Source organism: Micromonospora trifolii (assembly GCF_050516465.1).
GTDB lineage: Bacteria > Actinomycetota > Actinomycetes > Mycobacteriales > Micromonosporaceae > Micromonospora > Micromonospora trifolii.
Map to the genome: position 1 here is coordinate 4,904,854 of NZ_CP191526.1, position 18,536 is coordinate 4,923,389.

General features: G+C 71.5%; 20 protein-coding genes. 10 read left to right on the forward strand and 10 right to left on the reverse strand.

Annotated elements, in window-relative coordinates; all coding sequences use genetic code 11:
* Window positions 1-3 precede the first annotated feature (3 nt).
* The 3 genes from ACQRWP_RS22725 to ACQRWP_RS22735 all read right to left on the reverse strand — a co-directional run bounded on the left by ACQRWP_RS22725 (window position 4) and on the right by ACQRWP_RS22735 (window position 2,999).
* On the reverse strand, window positions 4-453 hold the full coding sequence (locus ACQRWP_RS22725) for a helix-turn-helix transcriptional regulator (RefSeq protein ID WP_210785751.1): 450 nt from the start codon (window positions 451-453) through the stop codon (window positions 4-6).
* Between the two features lie 70 nt (window positions 454-523).
* Entirely contained in the window at window positions 524-1,483 is a 960-nt protein-coding gene (locus ACQRWP_RS22730; RefSeq protein WP_430497560.1) for a DNA polymerase domain-containing protein, read from the reverse strand.
* Window positions 1,484-1,514: 31 nt separating this feature from the next.
* On the reverse strand, window positions 1,515-2,999 hold the full coding sequence (locus tag ACQRWP_RS22735) for an MFS transporter (RefSeq protein ID WP_430497562.1): 1,485 nt from the start codon (window positions 2,997-2,999) through the stop codon (window positions 1,515-1,517).
* A gap of 74 nt (window positions 3,000-3,073) precedes the next feature.
* Between ACQRWP_RS22735 and ACQRWP_RS22740 the strand changes: the two genes are divergently transcribed.
* From ACQRWP_RS22740 to ACQRWP_RS22750, 3 genes are all read left to right on the forward strand, one after another.
* Window positions 3,074-3,508 (forward strand): winged helix-turn-helix transcriptional regulator, encoded by a 435-nt coding sequence (locus ACQRWP_RS22740; protein ID WP_430497564.1) that lies wholly within the window; start codon window positions 3,074-3,076, stop codon window positions 3,506-3,508.
* 101 nt (window positions 3,509-3,609) lie between these two features.
* Complete coding sequence (locus ACQRWP_RS22745) at window positions 3,610-4,197, forward strand: TetR/AcrR family transcriptional regulator (RefSeq protein WP_357184789.1); 588 nt, start codon at window positions 3,610-3,612, stop codon at window positions 4,195-4,197.
* The gene (locus tag ACQRWP_RS22750; RefSeq protein ID WP_430497566.1) at window positions 4,197-6,425 is read left to right on the forward strand and encodes an MMPL family transporter; all 2,229 of its coding nucleotides are present in this window, start codon (window positions 4,197-4,199) and stop codon (window positions 6,423-6,425) included. The genes ACQRWP_RS22745 and ACQRWP_RS22750 overlap by 1 nt, the downstream gene beginning before the upstream one ends.
* Before the next feature lie 52 nt (window positions 6,426-6,477).
* Here the strand turns inward: ACQRWP_RS22750 and ACQRWP_RS22755 are convergent, their stop codons facing one another.
* Complete coding sequence (locus tag ACQRWP_RS22755; RefSeq protein WP_430497568.1) at window positions 6,478-7,734, reverse strand: erythromycin esterase family protein; 1,257 nt, start codon at window positions 7,732-7,734, stop codon at window positions 6,478-6,480.
* Between the two features lie 128 nt (window positions 7,735-7,862).
* Here ACQRWP_RS22755 and ACQRWP_RS22760 point away from each other — a divergent pair, with 128 nt between their 5' ends.
* Window positions 7,863-8,054, forward strand: coding sequence for a DUF2795 domain-containing protein (locus ACQRWP_RS22760; protein WP_238670564.1), 192 nt, complete (start codon window positions 7,863-7,865; stop codon window positions 8,052-8,054).
* Window positions 8,055-8,170: 116 nt separating this feature from the next.
* On the opposite strand, the gene ACQRWP_RS22765 is transcribed toward ACQRWP_RS22760, so the two are convergent.
* Window positions 8,171-9,079: a Gfo/Idh/MocA family protein gene (locus ACQRWP_RS22765; RefSeq protein WP_430497570.1), complete on the reverse strand. Its 909-nt coding sequence runs from the start codon at window positions 9,077-9,079 to the stop codon at window positions 8,171-8,173.
* A gap of 267 nt (window positions 9,080-9,346) precedes the next feature.
* On the opposite strand from ACQRWP_RS22765, the gene ACQRWP_RS22770 reads away from it, so the two are divergent.
* The 3 genes from ACQRWP_RS22770 to ACQRWP_RS22780 all read left to right on the forward strand — a co-directional run bounded on the left by ACQRWP_RS22770 (window position 9,347) and on the right by ACQRWP_RS22780 (window position 10,613).
* Complete coding sequence (locus tag ACQRWP_RS22770) at window positions 9,347-9,673, forward strand: cupin domain-containing protein (RefSeq protein WP_430497572.1); 327 nt, start codon at window positions 9,347-9,349, stop codon at window positions 9,671-9,673.
* A gap of 138 nt (window positions 9,674-9,811) precedes the next feature.
* A complete protein-coding gene (locus ACQRWP_RS22775) occupies window positions 9,812-10,204 on the forward strand; it encodes a hypothetical protein (RefSeq protein WP_181518429.1) in 393 nt (130 codons plus the stop codon).
* Window positions 10,197-10,613 carry a hypothetical protein gene (locus ACQRWP_RS22780; protein WP_430497574.1) on the forward strand — a complete coding sequence of 139 codons (417 nt, stop codon included), beginning with the start codon at window positions 10,197-10,199 and terminating at the stop codon, window positions 10,611-10,613. Before ACQRWP_RS22775 ends, ACQRWP_RS22780 begins: the two co-directional genes overlap by 8 nt.
* Before the next feature lie 80 nt (window positions 10,614-10,693).
* Here ACQRWP_RS22780 and fabG read toward each other — a convergent pair whose 3' ends face one another.
* Together fabG and ACQRWP_RS22790 are read right to left on the reverse strand one after the other, a co-directional pair.
* Window positions 10,694-11,452, reverse strand: coding sequence for a 3-oxoacyl-ACP reductase FabG (fabG, locus tag ACQRWP_RS22785; RefSeq protein ID WP_430497576.1), 759 nt, complete (start codon window positions 11,450-11,452; stop codon window positions 10,694-10,696).
* Between the two features lie 43 nt (window positions 11,453-11,495).
* Entirely contained in the window at window positions 11,496-13,148 is a 1,653-nt protein-coding gene (locus ACQRWP_RS22790) for an alpha-amylase family protein (RefSeq protein WP_430497577.1), read from the reverse strand.
* Window positions 13,149-13,225: 77 nt separating this feature from the next.
* Between ACQRWP_RS22790 and ACQRWP_RS22795 the strand changes: the two genes are divergently transcribed.
* Together ACQRWP_RS22795 and ACQRWP_RS22800 are read left to right on the forward strand one after the other, a co-directional pair.
* On the forward strand, window positions 13,226-13,840 hold the full coding sequence (locus ACQRWP_RS22795) for a DUF1349 domain-containing protein (RefSeq protein ID WP_430497579.1): 615 nt from the start codon (window positions 13,226-13,228) through the stop codon (window positions 13,838-13,840).
* A gap of 69 nt (window positions 13,841-13,909) precedes the next feature.
* On the forward strand, window positions 13,910-14,581 hold the full coding sequence (locus ACQRWP_RS22800; protein ID WP_430497581.1) for a DedA family protein: 672 nt from the start codon (window positions 13,910-13,912) through the stop codon (window positions 14,579-14,581).
* A 51-nt stretch (window positions 14,582-14,632) separates the two neighbouring features.
* Here ACQRWP_RS22800 and ACQRWP_RS22805 read toward each other — a convergent pair whose 3' ends face one another.
* The 3 genes from ACQRWP_RS22805 to ACQRWP_RS22815 form a co-directional block, all read right to left on the reverse strand.
* A complete protein-coding gene (locus ACQRWP_RS22805) occupies window positions 14,633-16,018 on the reverse strand; it encodes a chitinase (RefSeq protein WP_430497582.1) in 1,386 nt (461 codons plus the stop codon).
* Window positions 16,019-16,081: 63 nt separating this feature from the next.
* The gene (locus tag ACQRWP_RS22810; protein WP_430497583.1) at window positions 16,082-16,840 is read right to left on the reverse strand and encodes a YidC/Oxa1 family membrane protein insertase; all 759 of its coding nucleotides are present in this window, start codon (window positions 16,838-16,840) and stop codon (window positions 16,082-16,084) included.
* Window positions 16,841-16,942: 102 nt separating this feature from the next.
* A complete protein-coding gene (locus ACQRWP_RS22815; RefSeq protein WP_430497585.1) occupies window positions 16,943-17,236 on the reverse strand; it encodes a DUF6412 domain-containing protein in 294 nt (97 codons plus the stop codon).
* Window positions 17,237-17,398: 162 nt separating this feature from the next.
* On the opposite strand from ACQRWP_RS22815, the gene ACQRWP_RS22820 reads away from it, so the two are divergent.
* Window positions 17,399-18,535: a carboxylate-amine ligase gene (locus ACQRWP_RS22820; RefSeq protein WP_430497587.1), complete on the forward strand. Its 1,137-nt coding sequence runs from the start codon at window positions 17,399-17,401 to the stop codon at window positions 18,533-18,535.
* Window position 18,536: the final 1 nt, after the last annotated feature.

An 18,536-nucleotide genomic window follows, 5' to 3' on the forward strand; every position in this document is an offset into this window, starting at 1 on the left:
TGGTCACGCTAGTTGCGGCTCGGTGACCCGCGCTTCTCGATTCCTGACCGGTCTGGTCACCTGCTTCGCCACACACGATGGCATTCCGGCCGTCGCCTGCGCCGCCTGCCGCCGGTAGACGCTGGGTGGCACGCCCACCAACTCGGTGAAGCGGGTGCTGAAGGTGCCCAGCGACGAACAACCGACTGCGAAACAGACGTCGGTGACGCTCAGGTCGCCACGGCGCAACAGGGCCATCGCCCGCTCGATCCGTCGGGTCATCAGGTAGCTGTACGGAGATTCGCCGTAGGCGAGCCGGAACTCGCGGCTGAGGTGCCCGGCCGACATGTGCGCGCCACGGGCGAGCGCCTCGACGTCCAACGGCTGCGCGTACTCCCGGTCGATCCGGTCGCGGACCCGACGCAGCCGTGCCAGGTCGGCCAGTCGCTGGGTCGCGTCGGATTTGCTGCTCACCTGCGAAATCGTGCCACAACCCACCGACAATCCGCCGCTCGCCGGGCGCGAGCGGGGGCCGACGAACCGGTCAGCCGGCCTCGCGACGGGCGCGGGCCCGGCGCTTCCCCTCGTGCATGGCCTGCACCCGGGCCACCGGGATGGTCCTGCCCTCGGCGACCAGGTCGGCGGGCAGCGACTGCGGGGCCGGCATCAGCGCGGCCCACGGGTCGCCGTCGGCGAGCAGTGCGGGCGCGGTCCGAATGGTGAAGTCGGCGGGGGTCACCTCGGTCAGGTCGGCCCAGTCGACCGGGAACGAGACCGGCATCCCCGGGCGCAGCCGGGGGCTGTACACGGCGGCCACTGTCGCCCCGCCCGCCCGGGTGGCGTCCACGAAGACCCGGCCACCCCGGTCCTCCTTGATGTACGCCGTGGTGGCCAGCGCCGGGTCGAGCCGCTCGGCGCGGACGGCGAGCGCCCGGGTGGCGGCGGCCAGCTCCTCGGCCGTGGGTTCGTCGGTCACCGGAACGAAGACGTGCACGCCCTTGGCGCCGCTGGTCTTGACGGCGCCGGCCAGGCCGGCATCGGCGAGCGCCTGACGAACCAGCAGGGCGGCGCCGACCGCCGCGCGGAAACCGTCGCCGTCCGGCGGGTCCAGGTCGAGGATCAGGTGGGTCGGGCGGTGCAGATCCGCCACGGTGGCCAACGTCGGGTGGTACTCCACCGCCCGCTGGTTGGCGAACCAGAGCAGGGTGCGGCGGTCGTCGCAGAGGGCGTACGAGATTTCCCGGTGCGACGCCTCCGCCCAGACCGGCGCCCGGCGGACCCAGTCCGGGGTGTAGCGGGGCAGGTTCTTCTGCATGAACGGCGGCTGGCCGGGACGGACCCTGATCACCGAGAGCGGCCGGCCCCGCAGCTGCGGGAGGATCCGGTCCCGGACCGCGTCGAGGTAGTCGACCAGGTCACGCTTCGTCGCGTCATCGCGGTCGGACAGCGGCTGGTCCAGGTTGGTCAGGGCCACGCCGTCCCGGGTCTCGTCAGCCTTGCTCACCCGACCACCCTCCCGGCCCCGGTGCCGTCGGTCAACTGGACGCGGCGCTTCGGTACGAATCGATTCCGGCGCTCACCCCGGCCGGTTCCGACGGGTCGGCCGCCGACGACGGCCCGGCCGGGCGTCGGGGCAGGGTGGTCAGCGCCACCAGCCACGCGGCGACCACGAGACCGGCGGCCACTGCGAACGCGGTCCGGTAGCCGCCGGCGAGCGCGGCGGTCTCGGCCCAGCCGGCGGCCCGCAGCCCGTCGCTGCGGGTGGCGGCCAGGGTGGCCAGCGCGGCCAGGCCGACCGCTCCGCCGACCTGTTGGGTGGTGTTGGCCAGGCCGGAGGCGAGCCCGGCGTCGGTGTCGGTCGCGCCGGCCATGGCCACCGTGGTGACCGCCGGCAGGGTCAGGCCGCCGGCCACGCCGAAGATCAACATCGCCGGGAGTACGTCGGCGACGTAGCCGCCGTCGGCGGGCAGCCGGGCGAGCAGGAGGAAGCCGACGGTCGCCAGGCCGAGTCCGACCAGCAGAACCATCCGGGCACCGAAGCGGGCGATCAGCCGACCGGCCAGGCCGAGCGAGACAACGGCGATCACGACCGGGGTGGGCAGGAAGGCCCAGCCGGTCGCGGCGGCGTCCAACCCCAGCACCAGTTGCAGCTCCACGGCGAGCAGGAACTGGAACCCGAAGTACGCGCAGACCATGAGGAACTGCACGGCGTTCGCCGCCACCAGACCCGGGACGCGCAGCACCCGGGACGGCACCAGCGGGGCCGCCGCCACCCGTTGGCGCAGCGCGAACCCGCCGAGCAGCAGCGCCGCGAGGGCCACCGCGCCGAGCGTCCGAGGGCTGGTCCAGCCGTGCTCGCCCGTTCCGACGATGCCCAACACGGCGGCCATCAGACCGGCGGTGGCGAGCAGCGCGCCGGGGAGGTCCAGGCCGGCGCGCAGGCCGATCCCTCGTTCGGCCGGGAGCCGGCGGAGGGCCGCGATGAGGATCGCCGCCCCGATCGGCACGTTGACCAGGAAGATCGTCCGCCACCCGGCGGCCTGGGTGAGCACCCCTCCGGCGACCGTGCCGACCGACGCACCGGCCGCGCCGGTGAAGCTGAAGACGGCGATGGCGCGGGCCCGTTCGGCCGCTTCGGGATAGAGCCGGACGATCATGCCGAGGCTGACGGCCATGGCCAGCGCGCCGCCGACGCCCTGCCCGAACCGCGCGCCCACCAGCAGGGCCGGCCCGGTGGCGACCGCGCAGGCCAGCGAGGCCACCGTGAACAGCGCGACGCCGGCCAGGAAGACCCTGCGCCGGCCCAGCAGGTCACCGAGCCGGCCGGCGAGCAGCAACAGCCCGCCGAACGCGACCAGGTAGGCGTTCACCACCCAGGCCAGGCCGGCGGCGCTGAAGCCCAGGTCGTGTTGGATGGCGGGCAGCGCCACCGCGACGACGGTGCCATCCAGGATGATCATCAGGCTGCCGGCGCAGAGCACCAGCAGCGCCGGCCAACGGGATGGGACGACACGCTCCACGAAACCCTCCTTGGTGCACGGTTTGTTACCGAGGTCATCGTCTGTGACCATGAACCGGAGCGGAAGGAGGCACTTTGATGTCCCAGAGGAACAGCGATGTGTCCGCGCTGGTCAAGGCCGAGCTGACCTGCTCGGCCGAGAACGTGCCGTTCACCCCGGGTCAGGCTCGGGCGTGCACCGTCCGCGAGGTGCTCGACCGGGTGGGCGGCAAGTGGAGCATCGGCATCCTGGTGGCCGCCTCGAGCGGGCCGGTGCGCTTCACCGAGCTGGAGCGGCACATCGAGGGGATCAGCCGCCGGATGCTCACGCTGACGCTGCGCAACCTGGAACGAGACGGCCTGTTGCACCGCACGGTCTACCCGACCGTCCCGCCCAAGGTCGAATACACCGCCACCCCGATGGCGCTGGAGCTCTACGAGTCGCTGGTCGCGCTGACCAGCTGGGCCGAGCGGCACCGCCGGGCCATCGCCGAGGCGCGGACCAGGTACGACGCCCAACAGATCGGATAAACACGCCAGGGGTGTGGTGAACGCCACCGCTTCCATCTGACCGATCGGTCAGGGTCTGACCGATCGGTCAGGCATGCTGGTCTGCGGGAGGTGGACCGGGCATGGTCAGAGCGGTACCCGACACGCACGGCGAGATACTCGCCGCGGCGGCGCGGCAGTTCACGGTGACCGGCTACCGGGGCACCTCATTGCAGGACATCGCCCGAGAGGTCGGCTGCTCCAAGGCCACCGTGCTCTACCACTTCGCCAACAAGGAAGCCCTGCTCGCCGAGCTGATGGCCCCCGCGATCGAGGTGCTTCGCAGCCTCGACGACCAGCTCAACGGCCTGACCGGTGCGGCCGCCCAGGAGGTCGCCGCACAGGGCTTCGTCGACCTCGCGGTCCGGTTCCGGCAGGAGATCGCCGTACTGCGCGGCGAGTTCCCGGAACTGCTGTGCCAGCCGGCCTTCGCGCATATCCAGGAGATCTCCGACCGGCTGCGGGACGCGTTGGCCGGGCACTCCGACCGGCCGGGCGCCCGGATCGCCGCGCTGGTGCTGCTCGCCGGCATCTCCGAGGCGTGCGCCGAGTTCGCCGACATCCCCGACGACGAACTGCGCCTCGCCCTGCTCACCCTCGCCCGGCGGGCCGTCGAACCCGTCGACGCACCCCTGCCCCATCCACCCACGACCGAGGACAAGGACTCCTGATGGCCACCCTGCTCTACCGGCTCGGCCGGGGCGCGTTGCGCCGGCGACGGCTCGTCGTCGCGCTCTGGCTCGTCGTACTCGTCGGCGCCGGCCTGGCCGCGGCGACCCTGCGCGGCCCGACGGCGAGCAACTTCACCATGCCCGGCACCGAGAGCCAGCGCGCGCTCGACCTGCTGGCCGACCAGTTCCCCGCGGCGAGCGGCGCCACCGGCACCATCGCGGTCAAGGCGCCCGCCGACGGCCAACTGGCCACCCCGCAGGGTCAGGCCGTGGTGCAGGAGCTCGTCCAGCAGGCGTCGACACTGCCCGGCGTGGTCGGCGCGGTCAACCCGCTCCAGGTCGGCGCGGTCTCACCCAACGGCCGGTACGCGCTGGTCCAGGTCCAGTTCGCCACCGGCGGGGACGACGTGACCGACGAGCAGCGCACCGCGTACGAGCAGGTTGGCGCAGCGGCCAAGGCGCAGGGCTGGCAGGTCGCCCCCGGCGGTGAGGTGCTCGGCGGCGAGCCGGAGATCGGTTCCACCGAGGCGCTCGGCGTGCTGGTCGCCGCGATCGTCCTGATCATCACGTTCGGTTCCCTGGTCGCCGCCGGCATGACGATGCTCAACGCGCTGATCGGCGTGGGCGCCGGCATGGCCGGGCTGTTCGCGCTGAGCGGAGTCGTCCAGCTCACCAGCACCGCGCCGATCCTGGCGCTGATGCTCGGTCTCGCGGTCGGCATCGACTACTCACTCTTCATCACCTCCCGGCACCGGCAGAACCTGCTCGACGGCCTGTCCCCGGAGGAGGCGGTCGGCCGGGCCGTGGGTACCGCCGGCTCGGCAGTGGTCTTCGCCGGCGCCACAGTGGTCATCGCCCTGGCCGGGCTCGCCGTGGTGGACATCCCGTTCCTCACCGTGATGGGTCTCGCCGCCGCCGGCACGGTCACTGTCGCCGTGCTGGTCGCCATCACCCTCCAGCCGGCGCTGCTCGGCTTCGCCGGTCGCCGGGTGCTCCCCCGCCGGCTGCGTTCCGTTCCCACCGACGGCACCGCCGCTGACGAGGACGACTCGGACGTCACCGACCGGCCGCCCGCGGCGACGACGACCACGACCGAGGAGCGCAACCGGTTCGGCTTCCGCTGGGCGCGACTGGTCACCCGGTTCCGGGTACCGGTCATCCTGGTCGGCCTGCTCGGCCTGGGGCTGCTCGCGCTGCCCACGCCGGACATGCGGCTGGCCCTGCCGGGCGCCGCGACGGCCGCCGTCGGCTCACCCGCCCGAGTGGCGAACGACCTGACCGTCGAGGGCTTCGGAGCGGGCTTCACCGGCCGGCTCGCGGTGGTGGTCGCCGGTGACACGCCACAGGCCACCTCGGCCGCCGTGCCGCAGGTCACCGCCCTGCTCCAGCGCACCGAGAACGTCCTCGCGGTGGCGCCGCCCCAACTCAGCCCGGACGGCCGGACCGCGCTGCTCGGCGTGGTGCCGAAGACCGGCCCGACCGACGAGGCCACCGAGACCCTGGTGCACGACATCCGTGGGGCGGTGAGCGGTATCCCCGACGCGGACGTGCTGCTCACCGGCGTCACCGCCATCGGCATCGACGTCTCCGAGAAGCTCTCCGACGCGCTACCGATCTACCTGCTGCTGGTGGTCGGGCTCTCGGTGCTGCTGCTGATGCTGGTGTTCCGCTCGCTGCTGGTGCCGATCAAGGCGGCGCTGGGCTTCCTGCTCACCGTCGCCGCGACGTTCGGCATCACGGTGGCCGTCTTCCAGCAGGGGCACCTCGCCGACCTCGTCGGCCTGGACACGCCCGGCCCGCTGATCAGCTTCCTGCCGATCCTGCTCATCGGCATCCTGTTCGGGCTCGCCATGGACTACGAGGTGTTCCTGGTGTCCCGGATGCGGGAGGACTTCGTCCACGGTGAGACCGCCCGACAGGCCACCATCAGCGGCATGGGGCACGGCGCGCGGGTGGTCACGGCCGCAGCGCTGATCATGATCTCGGTCTTCGGGGGCTTCGTCTTCCTGGAGGACCCGGTGATCAAGTCGATGGGCTTCGCGCTCGCCATCGGTGTCGCCATCGACGCGTTCGTGGTCCGGATGACCATCGTCCCGGCGGTGATGTCACTCCTCGGCGACCGCGCCTGGTGGCTGCCCCGCTGGCTCAACCGCGCCCTGCCCAACGTGGACATCGAAGGCGAGGGCCTGCGCACCCACCTCGAAGACCGCACCCCGACGCACGTCTGACCCACCCGACAGTGGAGGTGTGGTGCCCGCCGGGCACCACACCTCCACCGCGTCAGACGCCCGCCGGGTAGGTCTCCATCTCGCCGGGGACCGCTGGCACCGGTAGCGGGTGCAGGGCCGTGGTGTCGTCGCACCAGATGAAGGCGTCATAGCGGTCGCCGAGCCGGGTGGGCACGTAGTTGCCCCAGGACTCGAACGACGGGTCGTAGACGACCCCGATCGCCCGGTGGTCCACGGTTTCGGTGACCCAGCCCGGCTGGTCGTCGCCGCCGAAGATCAGCACCGCCCGCTCCGGCATCAGCTCGTGCAACCGCCGCTCGATCGAACCCTCCCGAGCCGGGGGCACCACCATCGCCTCGGGCGGCGAACCCCAGCGGGGTGCGGCGATCACCGTGCCCCGGTAGCTGCCGAAGCCGACCAGGGCCACCGCGTCCTCGCCGTGCCGCTCCCGGGCCAACTGACCAATGTTGACCATCCCGTCGGCGGCCATGTCGGTGGCCCGCGCATCCCCGATGTGCGTGTTGTGCGCCCAGACGATGCCCCGGGCATCGGGGCCGTACCGGTCCAACAGCCGGTCCAGGGTGTCCTGCATGTGGGTGTCGCGGATGTTCCACGAGTCCGGCCCGCCGGCCACCATCGCCCGGTAGTAGCGCTCGGCGCCGGCCACCACCTCCGCGTTCTGCCAGGCCGAGAAGCGGTCCGGGCCATCAGAGAGGGCGTGCTCGCGGGTCCGGGCGAGCAACCGGACGACCTCCTCCTCGCAGCGGGCGGAGACGAACCGACTGGCCGCGCCGTACTCCTCGACCCTCTTGCCGTACGGCTCGAAACACCGGTACGCGTCCTGCGCCGCCTCCAGCGACTTCGGGTCCTCCTCCCCCAGGTAGTCGAAGATCGCCTGCATCGACTCCCAGAGGCTGTACACGTCGAGGCCGTGGAACCCGGCCCGTTGCTCCTCCGGACGCTCCACGTTCCAGGCCCGCAGCCAGCTCGCGAACCGGGCCACCTCGGCATTGGCCCACATCCAGGTCGGCCATCGCTCAAACTGGTCGAGTGCGAGCTGCGGTTCGAGCGCGCCGCCCGGCGCGGCCGTCACCGAACGGTGCACCCGATCGCAGTCGGGCCAGTCACCCTCCACGGCGACGAAGGAGAAGCCGCACTCCGCGATCAACCGGCGGGTGAGCTGCTCACGCAACCGGTAGTAGTCGTAACTGCCGTGGGTGGACTCACCGATCATCACCACCCGGGCGTCCCGAACGCGCTCCAGCAACGGGTCGAAATCGCTCGGCGCGCCGAGCCGCTGAACCAGCATGCCAGCGGCTACCCGGCCGCCGCTGCGGCAAACCGTGCGCGCGTCGCGGGCCGACACGCCGGCCGCCGGGCCGTCGTGGGCGCCAACCAAGCCGGTGTACGGCCACCGCGAGCGGGTAGCCGGCCGACATGACCGTCACCGGCGTTCAGTTGCAGGAGTACCTGGCCGGGCTCGACTACCCGGTTTCCCGGGAGGACCTGATCCGCTGGGGTCAGGAGAACGGGGCCAGCACGGCAATGCTCCAAATGCTCCAGGCCCTACCACCCGACCAGTTCAACTCCCCCGACGAACTGAACGCCGCCCTCTCCACCCCCACCTAAACCCAGCCCAGCCCAGCCCAGCCCCGGTGATCATGAGGTTGTTGCCGTCTACCACGGCGTGTCGCGCCGCTAACTCCATGATCGCCGGGGTCGACGGGTGGGCGGGGGGTTAGGGGTTAGGGGTTAGGGACGGGGATGGTGCGGGATTCGGTGCGGGCGGTTTCGGCGGCGGCGAGGATGGCGACGACCTCGCGGCCGAAGCGGACGTCGCAGCGGTGGTCCCTGGTGCCGGCCTGCACCTGCTCGACGAGCTGGTCGATGGCGACGCCGAACGCGGTAGCGGCGTCGTTCTCGCCGAACGGGACGTCCTCGATGCCGTTCTCGCCGTAGAACACGAACTCCCGGGCCATCGACTCGCTCGGGGCATCCAGGGAGAGCGAGGCGCTGCTCGTGGCACCGCCCTCGTGGGTGAGCAGCAGATGCACCATCCCGCTCGGTCCGTCCATCGCCGCCACCTGCGTCACCCGGCCCAGCACCGGCAGGAGGATCGAGAGCGCGTGCGGGGCGATGTCCCAGAGCGCCCCGTGCTCCCGACGCCACAACGAGCCGCCGTACGGGCTGCCGTCCTGGAAGATCGAGGCGAACGCGGTGGTCCGGCCATGCTGCCAGCCCCCGGCGGCGGCGGTGGCGGCGAGGAACGCGGTCACGTTCGGCTGGAACCGCTGGGTGAAGAAGACGACCGAGGCGACTCCGGACTCCTCGGCGGCGGCCACGACGCGATCGGCGTCGGCCACGCTGAGCGCCAGCGGCTTGTCCAGCAGCAGGTGCCGACCGGCGCGGGCGGCCCGGACCGCGATGTCGGCCTGGATGTCCGGCGGCAGCGCGACGGCGATCGCCTCGCACTGCTCGATCAGCGCGTCGACGTCGGCGTAGGCGGGCACCCCGTACCGCTCGGCCAGCGCGGAGGCCCGCTCCGGGTTGCGGCCCCACACCCCGACCAACTCGGCATCGGGATGTGCGTGCAGCGCCTTCCCGTGCGTCTCGATCGCCCAGTGACCGGTGCCGAACAAGCCGAACCGCAGCACGTGTACCTCCGCTGTTTCCCCGCACCGCGGCAACGCCACGGACGTGATCCACGCTAGTCGCCCCGGCGGCCATGACGGCGGCGGGTTCGACCAATCGAAGCAGTCCACCTTCGTTTCCGGGTCGTTGGTCGAGCTACCCGTCGGGCTGACGGCACCGCCTGCGCCGCTCTCGGTAGCCTCAGGTCCGATTGCCGCCAGACACACCAGGTGCGACCAGGCAGTCTCGACGACATGCCGAGCACGAATCCAGCGATCACCAGCGGTGTCGTGACGTTTGAACACTGGTACGACTTCACCGAGGGCGGCCCCGTGCACCGCGCGCTGCTGCCGTTCCCGTCCACGGCGCCCGCCCCGTTCGAGGTTGCTCGCTGGTCGGTTGCCCCGAACACCTCCAACGACCTCGACGTCCACCGGTCTCGTGAGGTGTGGATCATCGTGTCCGGGACCGGCACCTTGACGTTCGGCGACCAGACGGGCGTCCTGCGGGCCGGCGACGTCGCGGCGTTCGACAGCAGGGTGCCGCACCAGATTCGGAACGACGGACCGGACCTGCTCCTCGCCATCTCCGTCTACTGGCTGCAAGCAGGCGACTGACGCCCACCCGAGAAGCGTGGGCACCGGGGCTGCGGACCCCTCGATGGGCGCGCGTCACACGCGGAGAGGCAGGGCACCCCTTTACTACGACGGTTAGTAGGCTGTGCCGGTGACCGAGGCAACGACCGGGTGGGTCCGGTGACCAGCGTGGGCGCCGATTCACCGGTGGACGGGATCGTCGCGACAGTGCCGATCGTGCTGTCGCTGCTCGTCGCGGTGTGGGCGCTGGTGGCGGCGGTACGCCACCGGCCGCCGGACCGGGTGCAATTCGTCGGTCTGGCCGTACTCGAAGTGGCGTTGTTGGTGTTGAGCGTGCTGGCGCTCGTCGCGGTCGGCGGCGGGGATCGGCCCGGCGAGCCCGGCGCCTTCTTCGGCTACCTGGTCACGCTGGTGTGCCTGCCGCCGCTGGCCTGGGTGCTGGCCCGGATGGAACCGACCCGCTGGGGTTCGGCGATCGTGTGCGCGGTCTGCCTGGTGGCCCCGGTGGTGGTGGTCCGGTTGCAGCAGACCTGGGAGGTGCTCGGTGGTTGAGACGGGAACGGCTCGGCAGCGCACGAACTCCGGCCCGGGGCGGCTGCTGATCGCTGTCTACCTGCTCTTCGCCATCGCGGCGACGAGTCGGGCGGGTTTGCAGATCGCCACCAAGTTAGACGAGGCGCCGGTGGCGTACCTGCTCTCCGGCTTGGCCGCGCTCATCTACATCGTGGCGGCTCTGGGGTTGGCCCGCGCCGGGCACACCGGCCGTCGGGTCGCGCTGGCGTGCTGCTCGGTGGAGCTGGTCGGGGTGGTCGCGGTCGGCATTCTGAGCCTGGTCGACAAGGACCTCTTCCCGGACGAGACGGTCTGGTCGCAGTTCGGCAGCGGGTACGGCTACATCCCGCTGGTGCTGCCGGTGCTCGGCCTGATCTGGCTCTGGCGCACCCGCCGCGCACCCGCCTGACCGGGCGAAAGACCCAGGGAGGCGACCCGGCGACGAGGGCGCCGGCCTACCTGCCGGAGCGCCCTCGTCGGGAGTACGGATCAGTCCCGTGGGCCGCCCGCGACGTAGATGACCTGACCGGAGACGAAGCCGGCGCCCTCGCTCGCCAGGAACGAGATGGTGTGCGCGACGTCCTCCGGCCGGCCCGGGCGACGGACCGGGATCTCGGCGGCGGCGTGCTTCTGGAAGTCGTCGAAGTCGACCTTCATCCGGGCGGCGGTGGCCGCCGTCATGTCGGTGACGATGAAGCCGGGTGCGACAGCGTTCACGGTCACCCCGAACGGCCCCAGCTCGATGGCGAGCGTCTTGGTGAAGCCCTGTAGACCGGCCTTGGCGGCGGCGTAGTTCGCCTGGCCCCGGTTGCCCAGCGCGGAGGTGCTGGAGAGGTTGACGATCCGCCCCCACTTCCGGTCCACCATGTGCTTCTGGGCGGCCTGGCTGAACAGGAACGCGCCGCGCAGGTGCACGCCCATCACCGTGTCCCAGTCGGCGTTGGTCATCTTGAACAGCAGGTTGTCGCGGAGCACACCAGCGTTGTTGACCAGCACGGTGGGCGCGCCCAGCTCGGCGGCGATCCGGCTCACCGCCGACTCGACCTGGTCCCGGTCGGACACGTCGGCGCCCACCCCGAGCGCCCGGCCACCGGCCCCGGCGATGGCGTCCACCGTCTCCTTGGTGGCCGCCTCCTCGATGTCGACCACGGCGACGGCCATTCCGTCGGCGGCCAGCCGTCGGGCGGTGGCCGCGCCGATGCCGCGTGCGGCTCCGGTGACGATGGCGACGCGGGACTCCTCCGACATGATTACCTCCCGGTAACTTGGGGTCGATCGGAGGAGCTTAACCTCAACAGGCCGACCCTCGGCATAGGCGAATCCACCGGTATCCGTGGCCGGAGACCTTCACCGCGCCGAGCTTGCCCAACTCTCCGTAGCCACGGTCGGCAAGCACGTCGATCGGCAGGTCGGCCTCCGGCTCGAGGCTGCTGAGGTCCACCTCGACGTCGTCGGTGCTGAGGTTGTGCACGAAGACCATCGTCCCGGTCGGCCCGTCGGCCCGGTGCGCGAGCACTCCGGCCGGCATCGCCACGTCGATGTGGGTCGTCGAGCCGGAGCCGATCTCCGGAGCCTCCCGCAGCGTACGGATCATGCGCTCGAACCAGGCGAGCAACGACTTGGCGTCGCCCCGCTGGGCGGTGACGTTGACGTTCTGGTAGCCGAACTCACCCTTGTCGATCACCGGGCGGACCAGCTTCTCCGGGTCCGCCGTGGAGAAGCCGGCATTCGGCTGGTACGACCACTGCATCGGGGTACGGATCGCCTCCCGACCGGGCAGCGACAGGTCCTCGCCCATCCCGATCTCCTCGCCGTAGCGCAGCACCGGCGTGCCGCGCATCGAGAACTGGAGGGCGTACGCCAGCTCGATGCGCCGTCGGTCGTTGCCGAGCATCGGGGCGAGCCGGCGACGGATACCCCGGTCGTAGATGCGCATGTTCTCGTCCGGGCCGAACTGCGCGTACACCTGGTTGCGCTGTTCGGTCGTCAGCCGGGACAGGTCGATTTCGTCGTGGTTGCGCAGGAAGGTGGCCCACTGCCCGCCGACCGGCAGCTTCGGGGTGTCGCGGAGCGCCTCGATCAGCGACTCCGGGTCCTCGCGGGCCAGGGCGAGCACGAGTCGCCCGTTGAGCATGAAGTCGAAGAGCATGTGGATCCGGTTGCCGGAACCGCTGGCGTCGCCGAAGAACGTCGGTAGCTGGTCGGGCTCGACGTTCGCCTCGGCCAGCAGGACGGCGTCGCCGCGGCGCCACTGGACGTGCTGGCGCATCTCGGTGAGGAACTCGAAGTCCTTCGGGGAGTTCGGGTTGCCCGGTTCGGTCAGCTCGATGATGAACGGCACCGCGTCCATCCGGAAGCCGGAGACACCGAGCTGGAGCCAGAACGCCATGATCTTCTTGATCTCGTCGCGGACCTGCGGGTTGGCGAAGTTGAGGTCCGGCTGGAACTTGTAGAACCGGTGGTAGAACCAGGCCTTGGCGGTCCGGTCGTAGCTCCAGGTCTCGTCCTGCTCGCCGGGGAAGACCATGCCCTGGTGCCGGTCGTCCGGTTCGGTGTCGGACCAGACGAACCAGTCCCGGTAGGGCGAGTCCGGCGAGGAACGGGCGGACTGGAACCACGGGTGCTCGTCGGAGGTGTGGTTGACCACCAGGTCGATGATCACGCGGATGCCCCGGTTCTGCGCCTGGTGCAGCAGCTCGGCGAAGTCGCCCAGGGTGCCGAAGCGCGGGTCCACGTTGTAGAAGTCGGTGGCGTCGTAGCCGTCGTCGCGGTTGGGCGACGGGTGGATCGGGTGCAGCCACAGGCAGGTCACCCCGAGCCGGGCCAGGTAGTCCAGCCTCCCGATCAGCCCACGGATGTCACCGACCCCGTCGCCGTCCGAGTCGGCGTACGTGTCGATGTCGAGGCAGTAGACGACGGCTTCGGAATACCAACGGTCACCCATGCCGGAGGAACATCTCCGTTCGATCACCGCGGCAAACCCGTGCGGCGGCTGTGGGTGGCGTTGGTTACCGTGCCGTCATGGAGAACGACCTCGTACCGCCGAGCGAACTGTTGGACTGGTCCCGGGGCAGCTGGCTGCACCCGCCGGTACGCGTCGAGGAGGGCCCGGCCGGCGAGCTGATCGTCGAGCCGGCGGCGGACAGCGACTTCTGGCGGCGGACCAGCTACGGCTTCGTCCACGACAACGGCCCGGCCCTGCTGGCGCCGCTGCCGGTGGGCGCCGCCATGGAGGTGAGCTTCCGGCTCGACTTCTCGGCGCAGTTCGATCAGGCCGGTGCGTTCGTCCGCGTCGACGAACGCACCTGGACCAAGGCCGGTGTCGAGATCAGCGACGGCGAGGTTCAGCTCGGCGCGGTGGTGACCCGGGAGTTCTCTGACTGGTCGGTGGGGCCGGTGCCGGAGTGGGCGGGCCGGGAGGTGACCGTCCGGGTCAGCAGGGCCGGCGACGCGCTGACCATCCGCGCCCGGGTCGACGACGAGCCGTGGCGACTGGTCCGGCTCGCCCCGCTGGACCCGACGGCCGAGGCCGTGGCCGGCCCGTTCTGCTGCGCGCCGTCCCGCGCCGGTCTGACTGTGGTGTTCACCGGTTGGCGGCAGGGGCCGGCGGACACGGCCCTGCACCCGGAGCACTGAGCGCAGGTGTAGTTCGGGCCCCGCTGGGTATGACCCTCCGATCCCCGACAGCCGACCGGAAGGACGACCATGGCGTACGCCCAGGCTGGCGACCCGTCCGAGTTCACCGGGTTGACCGGCTGGGTGGCCTCGGTGATCGAGGCGATGGGCCCGGTCGGCGTGGCGCTGCTGGTGGCGCTGGAGAGCATCGTTCCACCGATCCCCAGTGAGATCGTGCTGGCGCTCGCCGGTTTCCTGGCGCACGAGGGCAAGTTCAACGTCTTCCTCGTGGTGCTGGCCGCGACGGTCGGCTCGCTGGTGGGCGCGTTGGTGCTCTACTGGCTGGGCGCGGCGCTCGGCGAGGAACGACTCAAGCGCTGGTTGGACCACATCCCGTTGGTGGACAGCGACGACCTGGAGAAGGCCGACAAGTGGTTCGAGCGGCACGGTCGGTGGGCGGTGCTGATCGGCCGGGTGGTGCCGGTGGTCCGCAGCCTGGTCTCCGTGCCGGCCGGGGCCAACCGGATGCCGCTGGGTGAGTTCATCCTGCTCACCACCATCGGCAGCGGGGTGTGGAACGGTCTCATCGTGGGGGCCGGTTACGCGCTCGGGAGCCGTTGGCAGGACGTCGAGCGCTACAGCGACTGGTTCAACTACGCGATCGTCGCGGTCTTCGTCGTGATGGTGGCCAGTTGGGTGATCCGCAAGGTTCGCAAGCGTCGTGAGCGCGACGACCGGCGGTCGGTGACCGCCGGTCGCTGATCCGCGCTACCGCTTACCGCCGGCGTCCTGGACGGACGCCGGCGAGCACGGTCAGGGCAGGGTGTCCAGGTGCGGGCCCACCGTGTTGGCGAAGCCGTTGCCGTTGCTGACGTCCCAGTTCACCGACCAGGTCATCGCGCCCCGGATGCCGGGGTAGGTGCGTGGCGGGCGGAAGCTGCCGCAGTTGGTGCCCCGGGCCAGGCAGTCCAGGGCGGCGTTGACCACGCTGGGCGCGACGATGCCGCCGCCGGCCGCCCCCGCTCCGGCGGGCAGGCCGAGGCCGACCTGGTCGGGGCGGAGCCCGGCCTCCAGCTGGATGCAGGCCAACGCGACGATGAAGTTCACGGTGCCCTGGCCGTACGCGGCGTTCTGGTCGCAGCCGAGCATCGCGCCGGAGTTGTAGTACTGGGTGTTGACGACGGTGAGGATGTCCTTGATGTCGAGCGCCAGCTTGAAGTAGCCGCCGGCCGGGTTCTGCATGTCGATGGTCTGCGGCGCCATCGCGATGATCAGCCCGGATCCGACAGTGGCCCGCAGCGCGCGCAGCGCCTGCGCCATGTACGTGGGGTTGAGTCCGTTCTCCAGGTCGATGTCGATCCCGTCGAAGCCGTACCGGGCGATCAGCGCGGCGGCCGTGTCGGCGAACGCGGTGGCCGAGGCGGCGTTGTTCACGGTGACCCGGCCGGTCTCGCCACCGACGGAGAGGATCACCCGCTTGCCCCGGCTGTGCAGGGTGCGGACGTCGGCGGTGAAGTCCGCGTCGGTGTAGCCGCCGAGAGCGGCGGCCAGTCCGGGGTCGACGCCGAAGGTGAGCGCCCCAGGGGTCGCGGTGGCCTCGGCGAAGGCGACCGCCACCAGGTCGTACTCGGCGGGGACGTCGCGTAGCCGCAGCTCGACGGCGGGGTTGTCGAAGTTGTGCCAGTACCCGGTGAGCAGGTGTTTCGGCAGCCCACCGGTGGGCGGGTCGGTCGGCGGTGGGGTGGTGGGCGGGGGCGTGGTCGGTGGGGGCGTGGTCGGTGGCGGCGTGGTGGGCGGGGTGCCGCCGCCGCAGGACGCGCCGTTGAGCTGGCAGCCGCCCGGCGAGCCGGAGCCGCTGGCCAGGAAGCCGAAGGAGACCGACGCGCCCGGGGCGATGGTGCCGTTCCAGGACCGGTTGGTGAAGGTGTGCCGCTGGCCGGATGAGCTGAGCAACGCGTCCCAGTAGCTGCCGAGGGTGGTGCCGGACGGCAGGTCGAAGGCGAGGCTCCAGCCGTTGATGGTCGAGCTGCCGCCGTTGGTGATGGTGTACTTCCCCTCCCAGCCGGAGCCCCACTCGGCGGTCTTGACGAAGCTGGCGGTGGCCCCGGCGGCGTACGCGGGCAGTGCCACCCAGGCCGCGCCGAGTGTCGCCGCGAGGGCGGCGACGAGGGACAGGACAAGGGATCTCGAGCGTTTCATGCGACCCTCCGGGCCCGGACGGGCATTTATGGACGTCAACGTTGCCGCCAATTATTAAGACAGTTAACTGTTTCTGTCCAGAGGGCGCGACGACGGGGCCGCCTGTGGGCGGCGCAGCACCACCTGCTCAAGGGCCGACCACACGCTCGTGGTCACCAGGTAGATCACCGCGGCCAGCGGCAGCACCAGCGCCACCAGCACGGTCGTGAACGGCAGCAGGGGCAGCAGCCGGCCGAGCGTGGCCGCCCCCGGCCCCTCGGTCGGCGTACCGGCCACCGTGCCCACCGCCGCCGACGCCCGGCGGGCCCGCCGCGACGACCACCATGCCACCGCCAGCAACACCACCAGCAGTACGCCGAACAGCGGTCCGGCCGCGCCGGCCAGCCCGTCGCTGAGGTGGTGACCCAGTGGCACGCCGGCCAACCGCTCGTCCAGCAACCCGGTGCCGCCCTCACTGGTGCTGAACAACCGGTACAGCACCAGCAGGAACGGTGCCTGGATGAGCAGCGGCAGGCAGCCGGCGATCGGGTTCGCGCCGGCCTCGCGGTACAACGTGAACACCTCGCGCTGAAGCGTCGCCGGGTCGTCGGCGTACCGCTGCTGAAGGTCACGCACCTGTGGGGCGAGCGCCGCGCGGCGCCGCTCGCCGCGGACCTGCGCGGCTGTCAGCGGCGAGATCAGCAGGCGGACGGCGATGGTGAAGAGCACGATGGCGGCGGCGGTCGCTCCGCCGCCGGCCAGTGGTTCGAGCAGCTCGGTGAGCCAGGACAGCGCGCTGCCGGCAGCGGCGACAGCGTCGTGCAGTGGTGCGAAGGCAAGCATGGGAACCCCTCGGTCCGATTCCGGTGAGGCCCTTCCCCCGGGCGGTATCCGCTCAGCAAGGGGGGCCGGTGACGGCGGGATCGGCCGCGCGGCGGCGAGGCGCTACGCGGCCGAGGGGTGCCCCGGAGCACGGGGACGAGGACGACCGGGGGCATCCGGGTCGATCTGGCGGGGCATTCGGCGACTTCGGGAGCGGGCCCGGAGGCCGGCCCACCGCGGCCCGGCACCGGGCGCGCCCGCCCGGTCGTGCACCCGGGCCGCCAGCACCACCGCGAGCAGTACCAGGGCGGTCAACGCGGCGCCCGCGAGCAGGTCGACAGGTCGGCCCGCGAGCAGGGTGAGCTGGGCGAACGCGGACATCCACGCGACCCCCACATAGCCCAGCAGCACCGGCACGGGCCCAGCATAGGACCCGCTGTCACGTCATCCAGCCGAATTCGGCGGGCCGACCCGAGTACGACGCACCGCCGCCACGTTTCCCGGCATCGCCACGTTGGGTAACCAACGGCGGACCAACGCGGACGGACCGCGGACGGTAGGAACGGACGGGTGATGTCAATGACCGGTCAGGTGGCGGAGGTGCCCAGCGACATGGCTGCGGCGACCGGGTTGCTCACCGTGGGTGTCGAGGAGGAGTTCCTGCTCGTCGACCCGCACACCGGGGCTGCGGTCCCGGCCGTGGACCTGGTCATGGAGCAGGTGCCGGCCGAACTTCGCGGGCAGGTGGAGCGGGAGTTCCAGACCAGTCAGATCGAGATCGGCAGCCCGCCCGGCCTGGAGCTCTCGTCGATCCGGCACTCCCTCGGCGTACTGCGTCGGGAGCTCTCCGACGCCGCCGAGCGGGCCGGCGTACGCCTGCTCGCCATCGGCACCGGCCCGGTGGACGGCCCGGTGCCGCCGGTGGTGGACAAGCCCCGCTTCGACCGGATGATCGAGCGGTTCCGGCTGCTCGTCCCCGGTCCCGGCAACAACGGTATGCACGTACACGTGGGGGTGCCCGACCCGGACACCGGCGTGCAGGTGCTCAACCACGTACGGCCGTGGCTGCCGATGCTGCACGCGGTAACCACCAACTCGCCGTTCTCCCGGGGCGAGGACACCGGCTACGCCAGTTGGCGCTCGGTGGAGTGGGAGCGCTGGCCGTCGGTGGCGCCGACGCCGTTCCTGGAGTCGCACGAGCACTACCAACGGCTGATCCGTCAGTTGATCTCCAGCGGGGTGATGCTCGACGAGGGAATGCTCTACTGGTACGCCCGCCTGTCGGCGAAGTACCCGACGGTGGAGCTGCGGATCGGCGACGTCTGCCCGTCGGTGGACGACGCGGTGCTGGTCGCCGCGCTGGTCCGGGCGCTCGTGGCCACCGCGATGGCGGACGTCGAGGCCGGCCGACCGGCGTTGCAGACCGAACACCACCTGCTGGTCGGGGCGCACTGGCGGGCCGCCCATGACGGCCTGGAAGGCGAGGCCGTCGACGTCACCAACGGTGAGCTGCGCCCGGCCTGGGAGCTGTTGGACCGGTTCGTGGAGCGGATGCGGCCGGCGCTGGAGGAGCACGGCGACTGGGCCGAGGTGACCGACCTGCTGGGTGGGTTGCGCCGGCACGGCAGCGGCGCGGCACGGCAGCGCGCGGTGTTCGAGCGCACCGGCCGACTCACCGACGTGGTGCAGGACGTCGCACGGCAGACCCGCGGCTGAT